The organism is Pseudomonas sp. NPDC087342 (assembly GCF_044744265.1).
In the GTDB taxonomy this organism is placed as follows: domain Bacteria; phylum Pseudomonadota; class Gammaproteobacteria; order Pseudomonadales; family Pseudomonadaceae; genus Aquipseudomonas; species Aquipseudomonas nunensis.
In genome coordinates this window covers 35,206-53,487 of record NZ_JBIUXZ010000001.1, presented here as the reverse complement: position 1 = coordinate 53,487, position 18,282 = coordinate 35,206, and the positions used below count along the sequence as shown (strand labels likewise).

At 59.9% G+C, this 18,282-nt stretch carries 16 protein-coding genes; 5 read left to right on the top strand and 11 right to left on the bottom strand.

Annotated features, from left to right (window positions below):
• Nucleotides 1–41: 41 nt before the first annotated feature.
• Nucleotides 42–1,082: an ABC transporter substrate-binding protein gene (locus ACIOYV_RS00275; protein WP_054053554.1), complete on the bottom strand. Its 1,041-nt coding sequence runs from the start codon at nucleotides 1,080–1,082 to the stop codon at nucleotides 42–44.
• 333 nt (nucleotides 1,083–1,415) lie between these two features.
• On the opposite strand from ACIOYV_RS00275, the gene ACIOYV_RS00270 reads away from it, so the two are divergent.
• Together ACIOYV_RS00270 and ACIOYV_RS00265 are read left to right on the top strand one after the other, a co-directional pair.
• Nucleotides 1,416–1,931, top strand: a complete 516-nt coding sequence (locus ACIOYV_RS00270; RefSeq protein WP_401319813.1) for a GNAT family N-acetyltransferase — start codon at nucleotides 1,416–1,418, stop codon at nucleotides 1,929–1,931.
• Between the two features lie 17 nt (nucleotides 1,932–1,948).
• The gene (locus ACIOYV_RS00265; RefSeq protein WP_401319811.1) at nucleotides 1,949–3,355 is read left to right on the top strand and encodes a M15 family metallopeptidase; all 1,407 of its coding nucleotides are present in this window, start codon (nucleotides 1,949–1,951) and stop codon (nucleotides 3,353–3,355) included.
• 158 nt (nucleotides 3,356–3,513) lie between these two features.
• Here ACIOYV_RS00265 and aepX read toward each other — a convergent pair whose 3' ends face one another.
• From aepX to ACIOYV_RS00230, 7 genes are all read right to left on the bottom strand, one after another.
• Nucleotides 3,514–4,401 carry a phosphoenolpyruvate mutase gene (aepX, locus tag ACIOYV_RS00260; protein ID WP_163913845.1) on the bottom strand — a complete coding sequence of 296 codons (888 nt, stop codon included), beginning with the start codon at nucleotides 4,399–4,401 and terminating at the stop codon, nucleotides 3,514–3,516.
• A 48-nt stretch (nucleotides 4,402–4,449) separates the two neighbouring features.
• The gene (gene fumC, locus ACIOYV_RS00255; RefSeq protein ID WP_401319809.1) at nucleotides 4,450–5,835 is read right to left on the bottom strand and encodes a class II fumarate hydratase; all 1,386 of its coding nucleotides are present in this window, start codon (nucleotides 5,833–5,835) and stop codon (nucleotides 4,450–4,452) included.
• A gap of 88 nt (nucleotides 5,836–5,923) precedes the next feature.
• Nucleotides 5,924–6,769: a hypothetical protein gene (locus ACIOYV_RS00250; protein WP_163913842.1), complete on the bottom strand. Its 846-nt coding sequence runs from the start codon at nucleotides 6,767–6,769 to the stop codon at nucleotides 5,924–5,926.
• A gap of 54 nt (nucleotides 6,770–6,823) precedes the next feature.
• Entirely contained in the window at nucleotides 6,824–8,053 is a 1,230-nt protein-coding gene (locus ACIOYV_RS00245) for a pyridoxal phosphate-dependent aminotransferase (protein WP_401319806.1), read from the bottom strand.
• 337 nt (nucleotides 8,054–8,390) lie between these two features.
• The gene (locus ACIOYV_RS00240) at nucleotides 8,391–9,629 is read right to left on the bottom strand and encodes an MFS transporter (protein WP_401319804.1); all 1,239 of its coding nucleotides are present in this window, start codon (nucleotides 9,627–9,629) and stop codon (nucleotides 8,391–8,393) included.
• Nucleotides 9,630–9,708: 79 nt separating this feature from the next.
• Nucleotides 9,709–10,533 carry a hypothetical protein gene (locus ACIOYV_RS00235; RefSeq protein ID WP_401319802.1) on the bottom strand — a complete coding sequence of 275 codons (825 nt, stop codon included), beginning with the start codon at nucleotides 10,531–10,533 and terminating at the stop codon, nucleotides 9,709–9,711.
• 34 nt (nucleotides 10,534–10,567) lie between these two features.
• Complete coding sequence (locus ACIOYV_RS00230) at nucleotides 10,568–11,764, bottom strand: MFS transporter (RefSeq protein ID WP_401319799.1); 1,197 nt, start codon at nucleotides 11,762–11,764, stop codon at nucleotides 10,568–10,570.
• A gap of 95 nt (nucleotides 11,765–11,859) precedes the next feature.
• Between ACIOYV_RS00230 and ACIOYV_RS00225 the strand changes: the two genes are divergently transcribed.
• Nucleotides 11,860–12,759, top strand: coding sequence for a LysR family transcriptional regulator (locus ACIOYV_RS00225; protein WP_290026521.1), 900 nt, complete (start codon nucleotides 11,860–11,862; stop codon nucleotides 12,757–12,759).
• 6 nt (nucleotides 12,760–12,765) lie between these two features.
• On the opposite strand, the gene ACIOYV_RS00220 is transcribed toward ACIOYV_RS00225, so the two are convergent.
• Both ACIOYV_RS00220 and ACIOYV_RS00215 read right to left on the bottom strand, forming a co-directional pair.
• On the bottom strand, nucleotides 12,766–14,211 hold the full coding sequence (locus ACIOYV_RS00220) for a SulP family inorganic anion transporter (protein WP_401319796.1): 1,446 nt from the start codon (nucleotides 14,209–14,211) through the stop codon (nucleotides 12,766–12,768).
• Between the two features lie 445 nt (nucleotides 14,212–14,656).
• Nucleotides 14,657–15,115 (bottom strand): GNAT family N-acetyltransferase, encoded by a 459-nt coding sequence (locus ACIOYV_RS00215; protein ID WP_401319794.1) that lies wholly within the window; start codon nucleotides 15,113–15,115, stop codon nucleotides 14,657–14,659.
• A 147-nt stretch (nucleotides 15,116–15,262) separates the two neighbouring features.
• On the opposite strand from ACIOYV_RS00215, the gene ACIOYV_RS00210 reads away from it, so the two are divergent.
• A complete protein-coding gene (locus ACIOYV_RS00210) occupies nucleotides 15,263–15,820 on the top strand; it encodes a helix-turn-helix domain-containing protein (protein WP_401319792.1) in 558 nt (185 codons plus the stop codon).
• A 117-nt stretch (nucleotides 15,821–15,937) separates the two neighbouring features.
• Entirely contained in the window at nucleotides 15,938–16,513 is a 576-nt protein-coding gene (locus tag ACIOYV_RS00205; RefSeq protein WP_401319789.1) for an HD family hydrolase, read from the top strand.
• A 213-nt stretch (nucleotides 16,514–16,726) separates the two neighbouring features.
• On the opposite strand, the gene ACIOYV_RS00200 is transcribed toward ACIOYV_RS00205, so the two are convergent.
• The gene (locus tag ACIOYV_RS00200) at nucleotides 16,727–18,124 is read right to left on the bottom strand and encodes a purine-cytosine permease family protein (protein ID WP_401319786.1); all 1,398 of its coding nucleotides are present in this window, start codon (nucleotides 18,122–18,124) and stop codon (nucleotides 16,727–16,729) included.
• Nucleotides 18,125–18,282: the final 158 nt, after the last annotated feature.

Here is an 18,282-nt window from a genome sequence, read left to right as displayed (position 1 = left end):
CTCGCCACAGTAAGTTTGCTCGCTACAGGTTAACGACGGAGTTAACGAGCCGCCCACGCATTAAAGCGTTCTTCCAGCTCCTCGCCATGATCCACCCAGAACTCCGCATCCACCGCCCGGGCCTTGGCCATGTTGGCGTCGGCGGTCGGCAGTTGCTGCTGCACTTGCGGCGGCAAGAGTGCCAGCGCCTGGCGGTGAACCGGGCCGTAAGGGATGTTTTCCGAGAACACTTTCTGGGTCTGCGGCTGGCTGGCGAATGCGATGAAGCGCTCGGCCAGGGCCTTGTTCGGCGTGCCTTTGACCACGGCCCAGTATTCCGGGTCGTAGAGGCTTTGAGGCCAGACGATGCTCAGGTTCATGCCCTCCTTCTGCGCCGAGGCGATCCGGCCGTTGTAGGCGGCGCTCATCACTACGTCACCGGCAATCAACCACTGCGCCGGTTGGGCACCGGCCTCCCACCACTGGATGTTCGACTTGATCTTGTCGAGCTTGGCAAACGCACGGCTCACACCCTCTGGGGTGTTCAGCACTTTGTAGAGTTGATCCGGCGCGACACCGTCAGCCAGCAGCGCGATTTCCAGGGTGTACTTGGCGCCTTTGCGCAATCCGCGCTTGCCCGGGAAGTCGTTGACGTTCCAGAAATCCGCCCACGAGGACGGGGTCTTGGTCAGCTTGTTCTGGTCGAACGCCATGACCATCGACCAGACGTAAGTGGCCACGCCGCACTCGGTAAACGTCCCCGGCACGAACTGGCTCTGGTCGCCAAAACTGGCCGGGTCGAGTTTCTCGAACAAACCGGCATCACAGCCGCGCAGCAATTCCGGGCTCTCGACCTCGACCACGTCCCAACTGGTATGGCCGACATCGACCATCGCCTTGATTTTCGACAACTCGCCATTGTATTCACCGGCGACGATGCGCCCGGCGCCACTGGCATTGAAGGGTTGGAAGTAGGCTTTGTCCTGAGCCTGCTTGGTGACGCCGCCAAACGATATGACGGTCAGATCCTGAGGCGCGGCGAACACGCTGGTGCACAACAGGGCCAGGGTAAACGGGACACAGGTACGCAAAGATAAAGACATGGAACGCTCCCACAGCTGTTTTTTAAAATTAGGGTAAAGCCGGGCAGTGCTGGCCAGAGACCAATAACAGTTCCATCGTGACGGGCTCTTGGGCCGACATCGTTGTGTAACAGGCCTTCATCCGGGAAAGCCGAACCACGCGGGGTATGGCTCGATAGTGCGACATCCCTCTGCAGAGGAAAAATATTAAAAATATGTTTGGGAGCGATAAAAAAGCTCGTTAGCCCGGGCGCTTCAATTCCGTGTTGGCGATACACTCGGGGCCAACCGATGCCCTGACCTGGCGCCTCGCCCATCAGGCGCTTTCTGTGCCGACCAAGGACTGACCGGACCATGCAACAAACCACCGCGCGATTGATATTAAGGCCACCGATGGCCGAAGACCTGGCTCGCCTGTTTGCCATCTACGGCGACCCGGCGACCAATCAATTCAACCCCGCCGGACCGCTGACCGACATCCATCAAGCTGAAAACCTGCTCGAAGGCTGGCTCCGCCACTGGGACAAAAACGCCTACGGACAATGGGCGATTGCCACCCGGGAAGCACCGGAGCATGTCATCGGATTCGGCGGCATTGCGTTGTACAACTACCTCGACGTCGAGCGCCTCAACCTCGGTTATCGGTTTGATTCCGCAGCGTGGGGCAAGGGGTTTGCCACGGAATTAGGCACCACTGCGCTGGCGTACGCCTTCAAAGAACTGAAGGCCGAGCAAGTGTTTGCGCTGGTCCGGCCGAGTCATCTGGCTTCCATCGGCGTGCTGGAGAAAATCGGCATGCAGCGTTTCAGTGAGCTCGATGACGTACCGGGGCAACCGCAAAGCCTCGTGTACATCGCCCGTCGCACCTGACTTTTTGGAGACCTGCCATGGGCACTCTGAGCAAAATCCTGTCCACCCTGTGCCTCGTCGTGCCATGCCTGGCGAGCGCCGAGCCACGGCCCGAGCACATGGTCTACTTGCGCTCGATCGACCCGAGCATTCAGCAGGACATCCGCTACGCCACGGCCCACAACTTCACCGGCCACCCGCTCGACGGGTACGAGGCGCCCGAGTGCCTGTTGTCAGTGGACGCGGCCAAAGCCCTGGCCCGAGTGCAAACCGCACTGCACGCGCAGGGCTACGGGCTGAAGGTGTTCGACTGCTATCGACCGGCCCGTGCGGTCGCCGACATGGGCAACTTCGCCAAGGTGCCGGGCGATCCGACCAAAGCCGAATTCTATCCCCGCGTGGACAAGCAAGACTTCTGGCGCCTGGGGTATGTGGCCCGAGTCTCGGGTCACTCCAAAGGCAGCACGATGGACCTGACCCTGACCGGCCCGAATGCCCTGCCCGCCGCCACTGGGTCAGCCTCGGCCAGGCAAGTCGATTGCACCGCCCCGTATGGCCAGCGCTGGCAGGACGGCGCGCTGGACATGGGCACCGGTTTCGACTGCTTCGACGAACCGGCACACGCCGACAGCACGGCGATCAACGCGACCGCCAAAGCCAATCGCCAGCGACTCACCAGCGCCATGCAAAAAGAAGGGTTTGTCGGTTACTCGAAAGAGTGGTGGCACTTCACTTACACCGGCAATCCGGCGTTGAACCAAGTGATGGATTTTCCCATTACCCCGATGGAACTCAGCAGCAGTCATCAGTTGATCATCGTCACCACTAAGAACTGGACCGACATCCAGGGCACCGCCCAACGCTATGAGCGCCACGGACAAACCTTTGAAAAAGTCGGCGAACCGTTTGCAGTGGTGGTCGGTAAAAGCGGACTGGCCTGGGGTAAAGGCCTGACCGTTGTCGAGCAACGTGCAGGACCGGTCAAACGCGAAGGCGACGGCAAGGCACCGGCCGGGATGTTCAAGCTGGGCACAGCCTTCGGTTACGCCAGCACCGCTGACACCCGACTGCCCTACCAGTCGCTGAGCCCGACCATAGAATGCGTGGATGACGGCCAGTCCAGGCGCTACAACGAACTGGTCGATGGGGCCACGGTGACCAAGGACTGGAACAGCTCCGAACGCATGCGCCGCGACGATGACATGTACCGCAACGGTATTTTCATCGAGCACAACACACCGGCGGTGGCTGGCGCAGGTTCGTGCATTTTCTTGCATATCTGGCGAGGGCCGACGTCGGGGACGTTGGGGTGTACGGCGATGGATCCGGCGGATATCAATCGGCTATTGAGCTGGCTGGACCCGCGCCAGGGGCCGTTGCTGGTGCAGTTGCCGGAGTCGGAATATGCGCAGCTGCGTGAGAGCTGGGGACTTCCCGAACGGTAAATCCACAGCCTGACACTGAATCTGTGGCGAGGGAGCTTGCTGTGGCGAGGGGGTTTACCCCCGTTGGGTTGCGAAGCGACCCGAAAAAAAAAGCGAGCGCTGCGCACTCGAACGGGGGTAAACCCCCTCGCCACAGGATGAAGCGCTGTCCAAAAGACTTAACGGGTGCCAGGAACCAGATCGAGTATTTCATCGATCCCCAGGCAACGCGGTTCCATCTCCAGGGTTCGTCCGTTGGCCAGGATGCCATCGGCAATATCCCGCATCGCCAGGTACGCGCTGCGCAACATGTGATTGGCGTAAATCACCGCGTTGAATCCGGCTTTCTCCAAGACCTCAAATCGCAGATGGGAGTAGCTGGTCGGCACGCAAATCAGCGGCACCTGCGGGCATTGCAGACGGAACAACCGGGCAAACTCGAGGATTTCCAGACCGTCCTTTTTGCGGCTGTGAATCATGATGCCGTCGGCGCCTGCGTCGACGTACGCCATGCAACGCTCAAGGGCGTCTTGCATGCCCTTGTCGAGAATCAGGCTTTCACACCGCGCGATGATCATCAGTCCCTGGCTGTCGCGGCTGGCACAGCCGGCCCGAATCTTTTCGCAGAACTCTTCGATGGACTCTTGCTCCTGGTTGACCGCAGTGCCGAACAACGAGTTCTTCTTCAGCCCGCATTTATCTTCGATGACCACCGCCGAGACGCCGGCCCGCTCGAGCATTTTGATATGAATCGCAAAATGCTCGGATTTGCCGCCGGTATCGGCATCGAAAATCAACGGCATCGAGCAGACATCAAAAATCTCGCGGATACCGTGCAACCGGTTACTCGGCGAGAGAATTTCAATGTCCGGCAAGCCGCGCTGGGTCGAGTCCGTCAACGAACTCGACCAAATGGCGTCATACGACACGCTTTGCCCCGGAGCCACTTCAAGTTTGGCCCGCTGTGCCAATAGCGCAGATATCGGACTGTGGGCTTCGAGGACACGCAGGCAACGCTTGCTGTTGAACAGTGTTGCCAGGTGGGTTCGGCGGGTTTCAGTATCCATACAAATCCAGGCTCCATTTTTATAATTAGGCGAGCAACGGCGCGATAGTCAAGGATGAGTCATGTCCAGCGGCACCACGTATCGGTCGAAATCCTGTGTGGAAACCAGGCCCAACTCCGCTGCTACCTCCCGCAATGACTTGCCGTTGTGGTGAGCGGTCTTGGCGATGACGGCCGCCTTGTCGTAACCGATATGCCGATTGAGTGCGGTCACCAACATCAGGTTTTTTTCGAGGTTTTCGTGGATTTTGCTCAGGTTCGGCTCGATGCCAACCGCGCAGTTATCGTTGAAGGCCCGGCACGCGTCCGCCAATAACGTGATGCTCTCCAGCACGTTGTGGACCATCACCGGCTTATAGACATTGAGCTGGAAATTGCCCTGGCTGCCGGCGAAAGCCACGGTCGCATCGTTGCCGAAGACTTGAGTGCAGACCATCGTCAGCGCCTCGCACTGGGTCGGGTTGACCTTGCCCGGCATGATGGACGAGCCCGGTTCGTTCTCCGGAATATCGATTTCGCCGATGCCGCATCGAGGTCCGCTGGCCAGCCAGCGCACATCGTTGGCGATCTTGAGCAACGCCATGGCCAGCGTGCGGATTGCGGCCGAGGTGTTTACCAATGCATCGTGGGCCGACAAGGCAAAGAACTTGTTCGCGCAGGATTTGAACGGATAACCGGTCAACTCGGCAATCACCCTGGCACACTCGTCACCAAACAACGGGTGGGCGTTCAACCCCGTGCCGACTGCCGTGCCGCCAATCGCCAGGTCATAGAGGCCGGCCAAATTGTGCTGAATCGACGCCAACGCATAATCAATCTGCTCGACCCAACCGCCGATCTCTTGCCCCAGGGTAATCGGCGTCGCGTCTTGCAAGTGAGTGCGCCCGACTTTCACCACTTCGCAAAACTGCAGCGATTTGTCAGCCAGGGTGTCGCGCAGTAGAGAGACGTCAGGCAGCAGCGTTTCGAAGACCTCGCTGACCACCGCCATGTACATCGCGGTCGGAAAGGTGTCGTTGGAGGATTGCCCGCGATTCACATGGTCATTGGGATGGACCGGCGCCTTGCTGCCCATCACACCGCCGGCCATCTCGATGGCGCGGTTGGAAATGACTTCGTTGGCATTCATGTTGGACTGGGTGCCGGAGCCGGTCTGGAACACCACCAGGGGAAAGTGATCGTCGAGATGCCCGGCAATCACTTCATCCGCCGCCGCGACAATCGGCAACGCGATGGACTCGGGCAACTCACCCAGTTTGAGATTGGCCAGCGCTGCGGATTTTTTCAGGATCCCCATCGCCTTGATCATCGGCGTGCCCCACTGAAAGCGTGCCCGGCCAATCGGGAAATTGTGGATGGAACGTTCGGTTTGGGCACCCCAATACTTGTCGGAAGGCACCTCGATGGACCCCATTGAATCAGACTCGACACGCATGTTTATTCAACCTGTAGAAAACCGCTGACGGCGGGATCCGTCAGCATGGAAAGGTATGGCCCGAGGCCCGTGTTGCCTGACGCCCCTGTCAGTCCCAGGCAGGTACTTCGCTCTTCAACACCGACGCCATTTTGCCGAGGTGCACGCAGGCCCTGGCTACGTAATCCTTGGACAGACGCTCGATACGGGAATAGTTGATCGGTTGCCGAGTCGCGCTGGCGTAGAGTTTCAACGCCTCTGCCGCGTGCTTGAAATGACGCGCCTCGACGCTGCCACAATGCACGCTGAGGAAGGCAGCGACCCGATTGGCTTCACCCGACGGATAACCCCGAACCTCGCGCAGCCATTGTTTCCACATCGGGGTCATCAAGTTGTATTCCCCGGTGTTGAACAGCTCGGTCATGGCCATCATCTCAAGGGCTTCGATGAGGTTCGGTGCCAGTGGCCTGGTTTCCCCGACCCAACTGGAAAACTCTTTGGTGATCGGGTCCAGGTACCGGTCCTGAAGACGCCAGTCATCGGAGCCGCAAATGGCCGACGCCATGCGGTAATACAACTTCGAATGATGCGGATGCCCGTGCATTTCACCCAGGCCCACATCTTCAATGATGATCTCGCCACAGTGCCGCGCCGCTTCCAGCATCTTCAACTTGGCATCGTCGGTCAGCGACTCGGACTCCTGAAGGATTCGCACGATAATGCTGGAGACCGCATGGGCCGCACCGTCGGGGCTGCGCCAGCCACAAAAGAACGTGCACAGAGAAGACTCGGTCCAGTTGTTGGACGTCATCTCGACATAGGTCTCGCAGTATTTATCCAACTTGTCGGGATGGCTGTGAAAACCACTCAGCAGTGCTTCAACAAGATTCCTGTCCTCGACATCAACCAGGGCCTGATTGACGTACTCGATGAAATTCCGGCTTAACTTCTCCACATTGTTCTCCTTGTTTAGTGGGTCACTGCGCTACAACAAGATGAATAACAGCCATCAATCCGCGACGACTTCCGACATGAATTGCCCGAAGCGCGTCAGCCCTTCGATCAACTCTGCACGCTCGACGGCGTACGAAATACGAATGCTGTTGGGATCACCGCAACCCGAGCCGGGGACCACGGCGATATGCGCTTCGGTCAATAACAAATCGGCGAGGTGATCGACGTCGCGGATCTTTGTACCGAGGTAATAGCGACCCAGATAACGCGAGACATCGACAAACAGATAAAACGCACCTTCCGGTGGCGCGCACGTAATGCCGTCGACATAACCAAGGCACGTGCACGCCGCCACCAGTTGTTGATCGAGAAAGGTGTTTACCTTGCGGGCAAAGTCCGGGGAATCGGCGGTCAACGTGTTCAACGCGGCATATTGCGAAAGACTGCTGGGGTTGGAAGTCGTGTGCCCTTGCAAGTTATGCATGGCCGCGATCACATGCGCCGGGGCGCAGGCATAACCTATGCGCCAACCGGTGACGGCCTGGCTCTTGGAGAACGAATCAACCAGGATGGTCTGGTGTTTGAGCGCCGGAAACAGCGACACGATGTTGTGATGTTCGTGGGGCTCGCGCACCAGTTTGCGATAACACTCGTCGAACACCACCCAGAGTTGATGATCGAATGCGAGTTGGGCAATCCCCAGTAGCTGTTCCCGTTGATAGACCGTGCCCGTCGGGTTATTGGGCGTGTTGATCACGATCATTTTAGTGCGCGGGGTCAAAGCTCTTTCGACGGCCTTGCAGGTCAGTCGGTAGTCATCGGCCCTGGTATCGACTAGCACCGGAATGCCACCGGCCAGCAGGATTTGCGTTGGAAAGGTTTCCCAATAAGGCGTCGCGACGATGACCTCGTCACCGGGATCGAGCAGCACCATTGCCGCGTTATACAGCGCCTGTTTGGCGCCCGCTGTTACAGCCACTTCATTGGCGGCGTATGAAACACCGCAACGCTGACTGACCTGTTGCGCCAGTTTCTCCCGAAGTTGGGGCAAGCCAATCGGCGGGGTATAACGATTGCGTGCACCTTCAATGGCTTCGATGGCGCCTGCTTTCATTTCCTGGCAAGCGTCGAATGATAATTCGCCGGCCGCAAAGTTGATGACTTTGACGCCCTTTTCCTTCAACGCATTGGCTTTACTGCGCATGCTGGAAGTGCCCGGTGCACTGAGATTCAACGCACGATGGGATAACGACAATCGGATTGCAGAGGTATTGCTGTTATTCATTGTTTTACCTGCGAAAACGATTTGAAAACCAGGCGACCGGGTGACATGCAGTTCCCCCGCAAGTCCAAAACCGGGCACCTTTACCGAACGGGTCTTCTCACATTCTGACCACCGGTTTAAACACCGGCCAATACCGTTTACGTCGTTATTGATACTGGAAAAACAACAAATACCGGGGCTGCATCACTTGGGTTATTTCGGGAGCTTTGCCGATGAGTTGCACTTCGTCCACGCAGCATCGCGACTGAGCAAACTGCCCGTCGCAACGTGCCTGAAGTGAAATAGGTATTCAGGAAAGTTCGAGCAACAACGTCTCGATCAACTCAGGAACCGGCGATCAACTCGCGCCCTGATAAAGCCGCGCATCCGCGTCGAGGCCTCGTTGCACCAACCAGGACAGCGGCAGTGTCAGCAACAACGTGGCCGCCAACAGGATCACCGCGATGGGGACGCCGGTGACGTCGCCGAGGCTGCCAAACAACACCGGCGCCAGCGCGCCACCGCCAATGGTGCCGGTGTAAAACACCGCAAACGCCTGCTCGCGTTTCCCCGGCCCCGCCAGATCCGGCACCGCGCCGTACAGCACCGACGAGGTGCCATTAAGCGCCAGGCCCAGCAGCGGCAACATCACCATCAGGCCAAGAAACGGCAAGTACACCGCCATGACGATCAACACCGCGGTGGTGAACTCGGTCAGCCACACGGTTTTGACCATGCCGATGCGCGCGCCCAGATAGCCGCACAACAACTTGCCGAACGCGCCGCCGACAAACAGCATCGTCAGCGCCAGGCCGATACCTGCCGTCCCGGCGCCCTTGTCTTTCAACAGAAAGGGCAAGAACGTGAGAAAACCCATGCGCACCGCGCTGTCCAGGGTTCCGGTCAGGATCAGCGCGCGCAATCCGCTGGCAGAACCGCTGCCCGTGATCGCCTTGGAGGCTTTGCCCTGGCTGGACAAAGATTCCGAACGCGCCGGAATCAGCCACCACAACAAACCTGCGGCGGCCAGTCCGAGCAGGCCCAGCAGCGTGACGCTGGCGCGCCAGCTGATGACCGTCAGCAACAAACCGATCAACCCCGGAATCAAGGTTTTGCCGATGTCACCGGAGAAGTTGTACTGCGACAGCGCTTGCTTGACCCCACCGCCAGCCTCGTGAGTATCGGTGATCAACGAAGAGGCCAGCGGGTGCTGGGTACTCGCGCCCAATCCGCCCAACAGCAGCGCCAGCAACAACACCGTCAACCCGCCCGCCTGCCCCGCCAGCAGATAGGCCAGGCCGGCGAGTGCCGTGCCGCCCACCAACATGCGTTCGCGCCCCCAGCGTTTGGCGGCCCGGCTCGCCAACAGTTGAAAGCCGGCCATCATCCCGGCATAGGCACCGCGCAACAGGCCGATCTGGGCGAAACTCAAGCCGAACTGTGCCTGCCAGATTGGCAACAGCACATAAATCACGTCGGTCAGCCCGTCGTGAACGGCGTGGGCGCCGCAACCCGCCACCAGGGATCGGCGACGTACAGAAGCGTCGGCAGATTTCACCGTCGGCAAGGAAGCTGATGCGTGTTTCAGATCGTTCATTGGCTTGAGCAGTTACGAAGTTGACGTTGATAGTTAAGCAGGATCGCACCGGGGTTGCACCGGTCGGCGGAGTTCCCGATCACTGCAATACCTGCGCGCAATCCTTCATCACGCTGGCCTTGCGGCGCAGGTACTCAGCGAAAATCTCCCGCGCGGTGTTGTGGTCGATGGCAATCTGCATCGCATCGACAAACTCACTGACTGCCGCCACGGCATGCGCGAAATGATTGCTCTCGGTGCCGCCGGTGTGCACGGTCACCCAGGCCACCGTCGCGCGGGCCTTGGACTCTGGCACGCCCATGTCGCGGACGAACCACTGCTTGTACAACGGGTGGATAAACTCCACTTCACCGTGGGTGTAGACCTCATGGATCAGGGTTGTCAGCAGACCTTGCAACAAATCGCGATCGCGCAGGCGGCGGGTGTCAGTCCAGTCCTTGAACGCCTGGGCCGACGGCAGGCAATTTTCCTTCAACAGCCACTGGTCATCGCCGCACAACGGCGTCGCCATGTTGTAGAACAGGTCCGAGTGCAGGGTATTGCCCAACGCGCCGAGGTCTTCATCGGTAATCCGTTGCAGGCTGCCGCAGGCGCGATAGAGCTGCTCGGCCGCCACCGAACCCTGTTCGGAACGCGCCAGCAAGGTAATCCGATTGGCCAGGCCGGACACACTGGTCGCCGAGTTGTTGGTCTTGGACCAACTGGCGAAAAACTTGCGCAGTGCCACCGGTGAATGACGACGCGAGGTGAGTTGCTCGAAAGCCTCTTCGATGTCCACCAGGGCCTCTTCTTCACTCCAGAACGCCTCGAACAACGCATGCTTCAAGACACTGGCCGGCATGTCGTTCAACACCGGCTCGACGATCTTCAACAACTGGCTGTGCCGGGCTATTACGTTACTCATGGTCACCTCTTATATTCCATTATTGGATGATGAATCAGGCAGGTTCACCGCTGCGGCCGCGCGCGACCGGTGTATCGGGTTTGAGGGGTTTCCAGCCAGTCAAGGCGATCAGCAACGACAACAACTGGAAGCCGATAATCAGCGCCACACAGCCTTGCCAGCCCCAACGACTCCAGATCATCGCGGGGACGACCGCGCCGAAACTGCCGCCCAGGTAATAACCCGTCAGGTACAGCCCCACTGCCCCGCCCTTGTTGTGCGGGGTCGTTGCGGTGATGAAGGCATTCGCGGACGCCTGGGCGAGAAACACCCCGGTCGAACTCAGGGCCAGGCCCAGCACGATCAGCCACAGCGACGGCAGCAAGGTCAGGACCGAGCCACAGACGCCGAGCAAAACCGCGCCGGTCAGCAATTCGGCTTGCGGCCGGGCTTTGCTCAGGCGTCCGGCAATCGGGATGACCACCAGCGCCAACAGGAACACCGCATAAATCGTCCCCAGCGCCGCCGCGCCCAGGTTGAACGGCGCCTGACTGAGGTACAGCCCCGCATAAGTAAAGGTCGCCACTTGGGAGAACAACACACAGAAACCGACGCCATACGCGGCCAGCAAGGGTTTGCTGCACAGCTCGCGAAACCCTCGCAGGCGAACAGGCGAGGCCTTGGCCACCAACACTGGATTAGCCGGCAACAGGAAATAGATGGCCACGCCAACCAGCACACTTATCGCCGTCAGCAGCTCAAAGGCTTCACGCCAGCCCACGTACTCGGTCATGATCCCCGACACGAAGCGCCCGGCAAAACCGCCCAGCACTGTGCCCGCTACATAAAGGCTGGTGATTTCGGTGACGGTGCCACCGCTCCAGCGGTCGCCGATGTAGGCTACGCTGGTGGCGAAAACCACCGGGATCAGCATGCCTTCAACGAAGCGCCAGACCAGTAATTCGGCGAAGCTGCCCGCATGCGCGGTCAGCAGTGCGGGCACCGCCAACAGCAGCGACGCGATGACAATCACCGAGCGTTGCTCGAATCGACCGGTCAGGCGACTGATAAAGGGGGCGGTGATGGCGACTGCCAGGGTGGTGACCGTGATGCTCCATCCCGCCTGGCGGGCGCTCACCTGAAAACTCAGGGCAAACTCCTGGAGGATGCTCTGGGTTGAATAGAGGTTGAGAAAAGCCGCACAGCCACACAGGAACAGGGCGACGCGAGCACTGTGCAGGCGCGAATTCATGAGACCTCTCGTTTTCTCCTCGGAGGTCTTTATAGAATACGCACCCTGCCGAACACCAATACCGAATTCGGACCGATCAATACCCAAGGAACAGGATGCTTGACCTACGCAAGTTACGTTACTTTTTGACGGTCGCCGAAGAGCTGCACTTTGGCCGCGCAGCGTTGCGCCTGCACCTCGCCCAGCCACCCCTGACCCGACAGATTTCGGCCCTGGAATCCGAGCTGGGCTTTCGCCTGTTCGATCGCACCAGCCGCACGGTCACGCTCACTGCACAGGGCCGGCATTTCCTGCCGTACGCCCGCGCCGTGCTGGACCAGGCCAGCCTGACCGAAGTCATCGCCGGCAAGCTGGCTGCCGGAACGGCCGGGCAATTGGCGCTGGGGTATGCCAGTTCGATTGCGCTGTCGGATCTGTTCAGCCAGACCATCCAGGCCTTCGCCCAACGCTTCCCGGATGTCCAGTTGACCCTGGTGGAAAGTGCGTCCAGCAGTCTGTATTCGCAAGTAATCGATGGCCGCATCGACATCGGCATGAGCCGATTGCTGCCTGAAAGCGGACAAACCGAGGTGCAGGTCTTGTCGCTGGGCGGTGAGCCTTTGGTGGCCGCCCTGTCCAGCGACAACCCGCTGGCCAGCCAGGACGAAGTCACCTTGGCCGAACTCAGTGCGCACCCGTTAATTCAGTTTCCGGCAGATTATGGCTCCGGGCTCAATGAGTCCATCGAGCATCTGTACCGACGTAACGGGTTGCCCATGCGACCCGGTCCGTCCGGCCGCCAGATCACCTCGATCATCGCCCTGGTGGCTGCCGGCAGAGGCGTCGCGCTGGTGCCCCAGTGCACCAAGACCCTGGCCAAAAAGGGCGTGACCTACCGCCCACTGGCTGACCCCGAAGCGTGCGCACAATTGCTGATACTCACGCGAACCCAAGGACGCTCGCTGCTGGTCGAGGCGTTTATGGGCGTGGTCGATGAGCTTCTGCGGGATCGCTGAAGCTCATCAGTGGTAATCCCCGCCCGCACGTTTGAGCATTTGCTTGCAGCGCTCCGACAAGTGAAACACCCGCAGGTGCTTGCCAGCCTTGTCGTAGCGCTCACGCAACGTCTTCAACGCGGCGATGGCCGAGTAGTCGACAAAGCTCAGGTGACGGCAATCGAGGGTCACTTGAGCGGGGTCGTTGGCGGGGTCGAACTGGTCAAGAAAAGGCGTGGTCGAGGCGAAGAACAACGTGCCGTGCAAGCGATAGAGTTTGCTGCCGTCGGATTCCAGATAGGTGTCGGCGTACAGCTCGCGGGCCTGCTGCCAGGCGAAGTTGAGCGCGGCAATGATGATGCCGCAGAGCACGGCCGTCGCCAGGTCGGTGAACACCGTGATGGTGGTCACGGCGATGATCACCAGCACATCGTTGAGCGGCACTTTGTTGATTACCCGCAGCGAGGCCCAGGCGAAAGTCTGCTGCGACACCACGAACATCACGCCGACCAGCGCCGCCAGCGGAATACGCTCGATCAGCGGCGACAGAAACAGCACGAACAACAGAATCATCACCCCGGCGACCACGCCTGAAAGTCGGCCACGACCACCGGAACTGAGGTTGATCACGGTCTGGCCGATCATCGCGCAACCGCCCATGCCGCCGAACGCACCCGACACCATATTCGCCGCACCCAGCGCCACGCATTCGCGATCCGGGTAGCCGCGACTTTCGGTGATTTCGTCGGTGAGGTTCAGGGTCAGCAGGGTTTCCAGCAGACCGACCAGCGCCATCAGAATCGCGTAAGGCGCGATGATGCGCAGGGTGTCCAGGCTCCAGGGAATGTCCGGCAGCGCGAAGCTCGGCAAGCCACCGGCAATGTGCGCCATGTCGCCCAAGGTGCGCGTCGGCAAGCCCAGCAGATACACCGCCAACCCGACCCCCAGAATCGCCACCAATGCCGGCGGCACCGCGCGAGTCAGGCGCGGCAGCAAATAGACAATCGCCATCGTCAGCGCCACCAACCCGCTCATCACATACAGCGGCGTGCCAGTGAGCCAGGTGTCGCCACTCTTGAAATGCTCCAGTTGCGCCAGGGCAATGATGATCGCCAGGCCATTCACGAAACCGAGCATCACCGGGTGCGGCACCATGCGCACCAGCTTGCCCAATCGCAGCAACCCGAACGCCATCATGATCAACCCGCCGAGCAGCACCGTGGCCAGCAAGTACTGCACGCCGTGTTGCACCACCAACGCCACAATCACCACCGCCATCGACCCGGCCGCACCGGACACCATCCCCGGCCGCCCGCCGAACAATGCGGTCAGGGTGCAAATGATGAACGCACCGTACAGGCCCATCAGCGGATTGAGATGAGCGACCAGGGCGAAGGCGATGCATTCGGGCAGCAACGCAAAGGATGTAGTGAGCCCGGCCAGGGCATCGGCGCGCAGACGTTGTGGTTTCATGACTTACCTGAAAAGCGGACCGATGGAACTGGCCGCGGGAGTTGCGGGGAATGAGGGGTGGGGATGTTACGGAATTGGGGCGTTTGGGGCCAGTGGTTGGGGGATTTGGCGCTATCGGATTTAGTAGATTCAATCAGCATCGTGTTCACGCCGCTTTCGCGAGCAGGCTCGCTCCCACATTGGTTGGGTGTTGTTCACAGGATTTGCAGCCAACACCGTCCCCTGTGGGAGCGAGCCTGCTCGCGAAGGCGGTGGCACAGTCAATAACGATGTCGCCTGACACGCCGCTTTCGCGAGCAGGCTCGCTCCCACATTGGTTGGGTGTTGTTCACAGGATTTGCAGCCATCGCCGTCCCCTGTAGGAGCAAAGCTTGCTCGCGAAGGCGTCGGACCTGACACACCGCGTTATCGTTCTTCGCGGGCAAGCCTCGCTCCTACACATTAATCAAACCTGCTTCAAATCCAGGCAATACGTGTAATACCCCGTATCCCGCACATACCCCAACGACTCATACAACCGCTGCGCACCAAAGTTGTCCGTCGCCGTTTCCAGGACCAACCCCTTCGCGCCCGTCGACAGCGCAAACGCGCGGGCAGTGTTCATCAGCAAGGTCCCTACCCCGCGACCCCGAGCAGCAGGTGTGGTGAAGAGGTCGCTGAGCAGCCAGGTGCGATGGGCATCGATGGAGGAAAACGTCGGGTAGAGCTGGACGAAGCCCAGCGCGTCGCCGTTGTCGTCCAGGGCGAGGAAGATCGCGGATTCATCCTGGGCGATGCGTTCGGCGATGAAGTCTCGGGACTGCTGCAGGTTCGAAGGCTGGCCGTAGAAACCTCGATAGGCGTCGAAGAGTCGGGCGACTGGGTCGAGGTGGCTGACGTCGGCGCGTTGGGCCTGGATGGTCATGCTGTTCCCTCCTTAGGATTGGGTCCGAGTGTAGCGGGCCGCCATCAGGTCTGGTGTTTCACGTACGCCCATTATCCAGCCAATTTGCAGGGCGCTCCCGCACTCATCAAACTGGAGAACCCGCCCGCCGCCCCCTGGGAACCCAAAATGCCTGACCTATTGCTGAAGCCAGCCCTGCCCGGCATCGCGCTCCGGCGATGGCGTTTGCTGCACCGCGTCAAACAAGCCCATGCCGCGCAGATGTTCAGCGTCACCCAATCGACGATTTCCCGGTGGGAGAGTGGCGTACAAGCAATGGATCGCGCCGCACACCAGCAACTTGAACGGTTGCTGGCCGCTCGTCTCGATTCCGCCGCCGATCACGTCCTCGCCAGGCTGGTCGCGGAAAGCCCGCGGCCGGTTCATCTTATTTGCGACCTGACCCATCGTCTGCTGGCCTGCTCCCCGTCTCGTGCCGCCGAGTTTGCCAGCCCGCTGGGCGATCTTCTGGGGCACTCGCTCTGGCGCTTCGCAACGCCAGAAATCCTGAGCACTGAGGCCGCGCTCGATGAGTCGGGTTGGCGGGAAACCCTCGCCCCACCCGCTCTGGAATTTCTCACCGGCAGCAATGATTCCGCGCTCGTCCCCATCCGCCATAGCCTGTGTCGCTGGACGCGCATCCCCCTCTCCGACGGCTCGGCGGCACGTCTGGTGGAAACACTCTGACAGCACGGCCGCGCATATTTTATGCGTGGACGATGTGCCTCGCCGGGCCTAGTCTGGCGCCAGTAACCGGGACGTTATGCTGCCAGGCAAACGCCGGTCAACCTACTGGGCGGATGTATGGATATCGAAAAAATCAAAGGACGCCTCGACTTCCTGCGCGAAGCAGAAAAGCTCAAGGATGTACTCAGGAGTGCGCATACCACCTCCGGGCGCACCGAAAGTACGGCTGAACATAGCTGGCGCCTGTGCCTGATGGCCATTGTGTTCGCGGACGAACTGGCCAGCCTAGACCTTCTGAAAGTCCTCAAGATGTGTGTCATTCATGACCTGGGCGAAGCCATCAACGGCGACATTCCGGCCGTCAGCCAAGCCTCGTTCCCCGACAAGAGCGAGCATGAACGACGCGATCTTTTGCTCTTGACCAGCACCCTTGATGACGCGTTGAAAACAGAGATATTGGCGCTCTGGGATGACTACGAAAACGCGTTGTCCCCCGAGGCGCAGGCGGTCAAGGCACTGGACAAACTGGAGACCCTGCTACAACACAATCAGGGCCTGAACCCGCCGGGCTTCGACTACGCGTTCAATCTGGCGTACGGCAAAAAACACACCAGTGCCCAACCGATTTTTGAGGCTCTGCGCAACATCATCGATCAGGATACGAAAGCAAAAATCGACAGTGACAGGAAGTGACGGGGCTATCTTCATAGCTCCATCGTCTTTCGCGATGGGTTGAAGAACAACATCGGCCTTCAAGACTAAAACACCGTCCTGTGGCGAGCGAGCTTGCTCGCGCTGGGCTGCGCAGCGGCCCCGCTCTTTCCTGAAAAGCAGGGGCTTGCTGCGCAGTCCAGCGGGAGCGAGCTCCCTCGCCACAGATTACTCGTTCAGCAAGGAGTGCAAGGATCACGCTTTCGATTGCTGCTCCGAAGACACCGCCATCGCCGAGTTCCTCGCCAACCCGTAATAGAGCACCCCCGGCACCACCAGCCCCACAATCCACGAAATGTCCACACCGCCGAGCTGCGCCACCATCGGTCCTGAGTAGAAATGCGTGTCCACAAACGGCAACTGGATCAACACCCCGATCACATACACGCCGATCCCCCGCCAGTTCCACCGACCATAGCGCCCCGTCGGGTCAGACAGCGCCGGGATGTCATAACGCTCCTTGTTGATGAAGTAGTAATCCACCAGGTTGATCGCGCTCCACGGCGTGAAGAACGTCAGCAGAAACAGGATGAAGTACTTGAACGAGTTCAGGAACGAGTACTGCCCCAGCAGCGCCAACGTGGTGGACGCGGCGACAATCAGCAGCACAAACACCATGCGCTGCCGGGCGGTGATTTCCAGGCGACTGCGAAAGCCGCTGATAATCGTCGCCACGCACATGAAGCTGCCGTAGGCGTTGAGCGTCGACACTGTAACCTTGCCGAACACCACGCTCAAATACAGCAGCGACGCCATCACGCCGGTACTGCCCAACCCGACGATGGTCGCCACCTCATGACCGCGAAAGTTCGCACCGGCCAATGCCGCCGCGAACACCCCGAGCACCATGGAAGCCTGCGCGCCCAGCACCGTGCCGAGGCCGACGGCGGCAAAGGTTTTCCACGAAGATGTCTTGCTCGGCAGGTAACGCGAGTAGTCGGCCACGTAAGGCCCAAACGCGATCTGCCAGGACGCCGAAAGCGATACCGCCAGCAAGAAAGTGCTCCAGCCGAAGTGGCGGTTTTCCAGCAACAGGCCGATATCGTTGACGGTCATCAGCCGGGTAAACAGATAGGCGAAGGCAATGATGCCCAGCACGCTCGCCGCCCTGCCCACCCAGTGGATCACGCGATAGCCGAAGATCGTCAGGAACGCGATGCACGCGGCGAAAATCAGGATGCCGGTGCTGTCGCTGACACTGATCAACTGCGCAATCGCCTGCCCCGACAACACCGCGCCGGTCGCGCTGAAACCGAGGTACATCAGGCACACCAGCACAATCGGAATCGCCGCGCCGTAGACGCCGAATTGCACCCGGCTGGAGATCATCTGCGGCAGCCCGAGCTTCGGCCCTTGCGCGGCATGCAGGGCGACCACCGCGCCGCCGAGCAACTGGCCGATCAGCAAGCCAATCAGCGACCAGAACACATCACCGCCGAGCACCACCGCCAGTGCGCCGGTGACGATGGCGGTGATTTGCAGGTTGGCACCGAGCCACAAGGTGAACTGGCTATAGAGGCTGCCATGGCGCTCGGCCTCGGGGATGTAATCAATCGAACGGGTCTCGATCAAGGGACTTCGTTGTTGAGTCATTGCGACGTGCTCTTCAGAAAAGGTAGACGCCAATACCGAGCAAGCGAAGCGGCGTCCGGCGTAGCAGCTGGCGAAGCCTGCGTTCGGCTGCGAAGCAGTCGTGAAACCAGGGAACGCGGTACATCAGGTAAACCGCGTGAGCTGAATTGACGACTGCT

Coding starts and splice junctions, on each gene's coding strand:
- ACIOYV_RS00265 (WP_401319811.1), top strand. CDS start 1,949: ATGGGCACTCTGAGCAAAATCCTGTCCACCCTGTGCCTCGTCGTGCCA.
- ACIOYV_RS00275 (WP_054053554.1), bottom strand. CDS start 1,082: ATGTCTTTATCTTTGCGTACCTGTGTCCCGTTTACCCTGGCCCTGTTG.
- ACIOYV_RS00240 (WP_401319804.1), bottom strand. CDS start 9,629: ATGAACGATCTGAAACACGCATCAGCTTCCTTGCCGACGGTGAAATCT.
- ACIOYV_RS00270 (WP_401319813.1), top strand. CDS start 1,416: ATGCAACAAACCACCGCGCGATTGATATTAAGGCCACCGATGGCCGAA.
- ACIOYV_RS00235 (WP_401319802.1), bottom strand. CDS start 10,533: ATGAGTAACGTAATAGCCCGGCACAGCCAGTTGTTGAAGATCGTCGAG.
- aepX (WP_163913845.1), bottom strand. CDS start 4,401: ATGGATACTGAAACCCGCCGAACCCACCTGGCAACACTGTTCAACAGC.
- ACIOYV_RS00200 (WP_401319786.1), bottom strand. CDS start 18,124: ATGACTCAACAACGAAGTCCCTTGATCGAGACCCGTTCGATTGATTAC.
- ACIOYV_RS00220 (WP_401319796.1), bottom strand. CDS start 14,211: ATGAAACCACAACGTCTGCGCGCCGATGCCCTGGCCGGGCTCACTACA.
- ACIOYV_RS00245 (WP_401319806.1), bottom strand. CDS start 8,053: ATGAATAACAGCAATACCTCTGCAATCCGATTGTCGTTATCCCATCGT.
- ACIOYV_RS00205 (WP_401319789.1), top strand. CDS start 15,938: ATGGATATCGAAAAAATCAAAGGACGCCTCGACTTCCTGCGCGAAGCA.
- ACIOYV_RS00230 (WP_401319799.1), bottom strand. CDS start 11,764: ATGAATTCGCGCCTGCACAGTGCTCGCGTCGCCCTGTTCCTGTGTGGC.
- fumC (WP_401319809.1), bottom strand. CDS start 5,835: ATGCGTGTCGAGTCTGATTCAATGGGGTCCATCGAGGTGCCTTCCGAC.
- ACIOYV_RS00215 (WP_401319794.1), bottom strand. CDS start 15,115: ATGACCATCCAGGCCCAACGCGCCGACGTCAGCCACCTCGACCCAGTC.
- ACIOYV_RS00225 (WP_290026521.1), top strand. CDS start 11,860: ATGCTTGACCTACGCAAGTTACGTTACTTTTTGACGGTCGCCGAAGAG.
- ACIOYV_RS00210 (WP_401319792.1), top strand. CDS start 15,263: ATGCCTGACCTATTGCTGAAGCCAGCCCTGCCCGGCATCGCGCTCCGG.